Below are 207 nucleotides of genomic sequence, written 5' to 3'. Positions count from 1 at the left end.
TCGACAGCTGCTGCAAAGCCAGTATCGCTATATTATGCTTGATGAGTATCAAGACACCAATATTCCGCAAAAGCAGCTAATCGACTTAATATCCGAGCCTGAGTCGGTATCGCTGATGGTCGTCGGTGACGACAATCAAAGTATTAACGCGTTTCGCGGTGCCAATTATGAAAACATTCTGCTCTTCGGTGAGAATTATCCTCATGC

At 44.9% G+C, this 207-nt stretch carries 1 protein-coding gene; it reads left to right on the top strand.

Translation table 11 applies throughout. The features are described from left to right. Positions 1-207 (top strand): UvrD-helicase domain-containing protein (locus V6252_RS13805; protein ID WP_341610801.1); only part of this gene is annotated, 207 nt, incomplete at both ends.

The organism is Psychrobacter proteolyticus, assembly GCF_038155145.1.
GTDB lineage: Bacteria > Pseudomonadota > Gammaproteobacteria > Pseudomonadales > Moraxellaceae > Psychrobacter > Psychrobacter proteolyticus_B.
The sequence above is the reverse complement of the archived record's forward strand: the minus strand, read 5'-3'. Positions and strand labels throughout refer to the sequence as shown.